Below are 1,180 nucleotides of genomic sequence, written 5' to 3'. Positions count from 1 at the left end.
GGGGCCCGTTTACCCTACCCCCGGGGGGGGCTTTCCCTTATTTCCGCACCCCCCCACGCCTACTGCGCCCAGTCCTCGCCGAGTTCGGCGAGGGCGGCGAGCTGGTCGGCGTTGATTCGGTCGCGGCGCTGTTTCTGGTTGACGATCCGCACCCCGGTGCGGTGGACCGTCCCGTCCGGGAGGTGCTCGACGTGGGACCTGCCAGGAGCACCGCCGCCTTCCCGTTCGAGGTACTGGGAGAGGGCCTGTAGGCCCTTGTGGAACGCTTCCGCGCCCCGCCCGGACGTGGGCGCCGCCCCTGCCTTCGCGCCCGCGGTACGAGCCCGTACAGCCCGCGCTGGCTTCACGCCGAGCTCGGCCAGGCGGCGCTGCTGCTCCTCGGTGAGCCGGTGGTAGTCGCGGCGTTGTGTGGCGAGCCAGCGTCCGATGTCCTCGCCGTGCCGGGTCACCCCGGGGGCGATCGCTGCGAGGCGGGCGCCTTCGTCCAGGAGGTGTGCGAGGTAGCTGCCCGCACCGCCGCCGCTCAAACCGGACCTTCGCCAGTCGGCCGGGCCCGCCCGGGCAGCAAGCACCACCTCATCGTCGACCGGCACGGCACCCCACTGGTCGTCTCCCTGACCAGTGGAAACCGTCACGATGTCACCCAGCTCCTGCCCCTGCTTGACGCGATGCCCCACATCCGCGGGCTTCGCGGGCGGCCACGTCACCGGCCCCGCCGGCTCTTCGCCGACCGCGGCTACGACTACGACAAGTACCGGCGCCTGATCCGGGCCCGCGGAATCACGCCCAAGATCGCCCGACGCGGCACACATCACGGCTCAGGCCTGGGCAAGACCCGCTGGGTCGTCGAGCGAACCTTCGCCTGGCTCCACCAGTTCAAACGACTCCGCATCCGCTACGAGATACGAGCCGACCTCCACATCGGCTTCCTCCAACTCGCCTGCAGCATCATCTGCTTACGACGACTCCGAACCTCATTCTGAAACGATCAGTAAGCGGATCTGCGCAGTGTCCGGGTACATCAGCCCTCTGACCTGCGGATTCCTGAGCTCGAGGCCTGGTTGCGCAGGTTGGTTGAGTACTGCGCAGTTTCACTGGTCGTCGACAACTGTCGGCGCTCAGTGAAACTGAGTAGTCGTCATGCTCCTGACCTGGTGTTGTGCAGGTTGGTTGAGCGTGT

The 1,180-nt window shown here is 68.0% G+C and carries 1 protein-coding gene and 1 pseudogene; one reads left to right on the top strand and one right to left on the bottom strand.

All coding sequences use genetic code 11. The features are described 5' to 3' along the window. Positions 1–59: 59 nt before the first annotated feature. Entirely contained in the window at positions 60–449 is a 390-nt protein-coding gene (locus ACFV0Q_RS41865; protein WP_385013369.1) for a helicase associated domain-containing protein, read from the bottom strand. Positions 450–524: 75 nt separating this feature from the next. On the opposite strand from ACFV0Q_RS41865, the pseudogene ACFV0Q_RS41860 reads away from it, so the two are divergent. Continuing rightward, a pseudogene (locus tag ACFV0Q_RS41860) lies at positions 525–983 on the top strand (IS5 family transposase); the annotation flags it as partial. Positions 984–1,180 lie beyond the last annotated feature (197 nt).

Origin of the sequence: Streptomyces sp. NPDC059564 (genome assembly GCF_042735575.1) — a bacterium.
In the GTDB taxonomy this organism is placed as follows: domain Bacteria; phylum Actinomycetota; class Actinomycetes; order Streptomycetales; family Streptomycetaceae; genus Streptomyces.
The sequence above is the reverse complement of the archived record's forward strand: the minus strand, read 5'-3'. Positions and strand labels throughout refer to the sequence as shown.